The organism is Cupriavidus sp. 2TAF22, from assembly GCF_052115045.1.
Lineage (GTDB): Bacteria > Pseudomonadota > Gammaproteobacteria > Burkholderiales > Burkholderiaceae > Cupriavidus.
The window spans coordinates 1-3,145 of record NZ_JBFRFX010000105.1 but is presented as its reverse complement, the minus strand read 5'-3'; the positions used below and the strand labels follow the sequence as shown (position 1 = coordinate 3,145).

Annotated in this window: 4 protein-coding genes; all 4 read left to right on the top strand. The window is 63.4% G+C overall.

The features are described 5' to 3' along the window. On the top strand, nt 1-258 hold a 258-nt coding region (sdhC, locus tag AB4Z48_RS40325; RefSeq protein WP_441624479.1), incomplete at its 5' end, for a succinate dehydrogenase, cytochrome b556 subunit. Nucleotides 259-269: 11 nt separating this feature from the next. Next, nucleotides 270-635, top strand: a complete 366-nt coding sequence (gene sdhD / locus AB4Z48_RS40320) for a succinate dehydrogenase, hydrophobic membrane anchor protein (RefSeq protein ID WP_441624477.1) — start codon at nt 270-272, stop codon at nt 633-635. 3 nt (nt 636-638) lie between these two features. Beyond that, complete coding sequence (sdhA, locus tag AB4Z48_RS40315; RefSeq protein WP_441624475.1) at nt 639-2,417, top strand: succinate dehydrogenase flavoprotein subunit; 1,779 nt, start codon at nt 639-641, stop codon at nt 2,415-2,417. A 35-nt stretch (nt 2,418-2,452) separates the two neighbouring features. Further along, a partial coding sequence (locus AB4Z48_RS40310) for a succinate dehydrogenase iron-sulfur subunit (protein ID WP_441624473.1) occupies nt 2,453-3,145 on the top strand: 693 nt, incomplete at its 3' end.

Below are 3,145 nucleotides of genomic sequence, written 5' to 3'. Positions count from 1 at the left end.
CTGTTCGAGCAAAGCGTCACCTCCGAACTGAGTTTCGCAAAGTTCTCGGCGCTCCTGTCCGGCGGCTTCGTCAAGCTGGTTCTGCTGGCCCTGATCTGGGGTTACCTCCACCACTTCTGTGCCGGCATCCGTTTCCTGCTGCTCGACGTGCACGTCGGCGTGACCAAGCCGGCCTCGGCCAAGTCCGCTGTCGCCGTGATGGTCATCAGCCTGTTGCTCACCGCGATTTTCGGCCTGAAGCTGTTCGGCCTGTTTTGAGGAGAGTCAAGGTGGCAAATAATAATATCGGTCCCAAGCGTCTTGTCGTCGGTGCGCACTACGGTCTGAAAGACTGGCTCGCGCAGCGCGTCACCGCTGTCATCATGGTGGTCTTCACCGTCGTGCTGGCAGTCGCCTTCCTGCTCTCGAACGGCGCTTCCTACGAAGCGTGGGCAGGTCTCTTCTCCAACCAGTGGATGAAGATCATCACGTTCCTCACCATCCTGTCGCTGCTGTTCCACGCCTGGATCGGCGTACGCGACATCTGGATGGACTATGTGAAGCCGATGGCCGTGCGCCTCGTGCTGCAAGTTCTTACGATTCTGTGGCTCGTCGGTTGCGCGGGCTACGCAGCTCAGATTCTCTGGAGGGTGTAATAAATGGTCGCAGTCAAGACAGGATTGCCGCGTCGTCGCTTTGACGTGGTCATCGTCGGGGCGGGCGGCGCCGGGATGCGCGCATCCCTCCAGCTCGCGGAAGCCGGCCTGAACGTGGCCGTGCTCTCCAAGGTGTTTCCCACGCGCTCGCACACGGTAGCGGCGCAGGGCGGCATCGGTGCCTCGCTCGGCAACATGAGCGAGGACAATTGGCACTATCACTTCTACGACACCATCAAGGGTTCCGATTGGCTGGGCGACCAGGACGCGATCGAATTCATGTGCCGTGAAGCGCCCAAGGTGGTCTACGAGCTCGAACACTTCGGCATGCCGTTCGACCGCAACCCCGACGGCACCATCTACCAGCGCCCGTTCGGCGGCCACACCTCGAACTACGGCGAGAAGCCGGTCCAGCGCGCYTGCGCCGCGGCCGACCGTACCGGCCACGCGCTGCTGCACACGCTGTACCAGCGCAACGTGCGCGCCAAGACGCATTTCTTCGTCGAATGGATGGCGCTGGACCTGATCCGCGACGCCGACGGCGACGTGCTGGGCGTGACCGCGCTGGAAATGGAAACCGGCGAGGTCTACATCCTCGAGGCCAAGACCACGCTGTTCGCCACCGGCGGCGCCGGCCGCATCTACGCCGCGTCGACCAAYGCCTTCATCAACACCGGTGACGGCCTGGGCATGGCRGCGCGCGCAGGCGTGCCGCTGGAAGACATGGAGTTCTGGCAGTTCCACCCGACCGGCGTGGCCGGCGCGGGCGTGCTGATCACCGAAGGCGTRCGCGGCGAAGGCGGTATCCTGCGCAACAAGGACGGCGAGCGCTTCATGGAGCGCTACGCGCCGACGCTGAAGGACCTGGCGCCGCGCGACTTCGTCTCGCGCTCGATGGACCAGGAAATCAAGGAAGGCCGTGGCTGCGGCCCGAACGGCGACTACGTGCTGCTGGACCTCACCCACGTCGGTGCGGACACCATCATGAAGCGCCTGCCGTCGATCCGCGAAATCGGCATGAAGTTCGCCAACGTGGATGCGATCAAGGAACCGATTCCCGTCGTCCCGACCATCCATTACCAGATGGGCGGTATCCCGACCAATATCCATGGTCAGGTCGTGGCGCCGAAGAACGGCAACCCCAACGATGTCGTGAACGGTTTCTACGCGATCGGCGAATGCTCSTGCGTGTCGGTGCACGGCGCCAACCGCCTGGGCACCAACTCGCTGCTSGACCTGGTGGTGTTCGGCCGCGCGGCCGGCAACCACATTGCCGCGACCGCGATCAAGCAGAAAGAGCACAAGCCGCTGCCGGCCGATGCTGCYGACCGCGCCATGTCGCGCCTGGCCAAGCTGGARTCGTCGTCGTCGGGCGAGTACACCCAGGACGTGGCCAACGACATCCGCAAGAACATGCAGTCGCATGCGGGCGTGTTCCGTACGCAGAAGCTGATGGACGAAGGCGTCGAACGCATCCTGGAAGTGACCGAGCGTGCTGCCAACATCCACCTGAAGGACAAGTCCAAGGTCTTCAACACCGCACTGGTGGAAGCCCTGGAAGTGGCCAACCTGGTGGAAGTGGCCAAGGCAACCATGATCTCGGCGGCTGCCCGCAAGGAATCGCGYGGCGCGCACGCGCACAGCGATTTCCCGAACCGCGACGACCAGAACTGGCTCAAGCACACGCTGTTCTACAGCGAAGGCAATCGCCTCGACTACAAGCCGGTGAAGATGGAACCGCTGACGGTGGAAAGCGTTCCGCCCAAGGCMCGGACCTTCTAAGCACCGCGTCGAAGAGCTAAACAGGACCCACAGAAATGAAGCGTATTTTCGAAGTCTACCGCTACGATCCGGACAAGGATGCAGCTCCCCGCATGCAGACCTACGAGGTCGAGCTGGACGGTCACGAGCGCATGCTGCTCGACGCGCTGGTCAAGCTGAAGAAGCTGGACGAGACCATCTCGTTCCGCCGCTCCTGCCGCGAAGGCGTGTGCGGTTCGGACGCGATGAACATCAACGGCAAGAACGGCCTGGCGTGCCTGACCAATATGCGCGAGCTGCCGGACCGCATCGTGCTGCGCCCGCTGCCCGGCCTGCCGGTCGTGCGCGACCTGATCGTCGACATGACGCAGTTCTTCAAGCAGTACAACTCGATCAAGCCGTACCTCATCAACGACGAGCCGCCGCCCGAGAAGGAGCGCCTGCAGTCGCCCGAGGAACGTGACGAGCTCGACGGGCTGTATGAGTGCATCCTGTGCGCGAGCTGCTCGACGTCCTGCCCGTCGTTCTGGTGGAACCCGGACAAGTTCGTCGGCCCGGCCGGCCTGCTGCAAGCCTACCGCTTCATCGCGGACAGCCGCGACCAGGCCACCAGCCAGCGCCTGGACGACCTGAACGACCCGTACCGCCTGTTCCGTTGCCACAGCATCATGAACTGCGTCGACGTCTGCCCGAAGGGGCTGAATCCGACCAAGGCCATCGGCAAGATCAAGGAGCTGATGGTTCGCCGC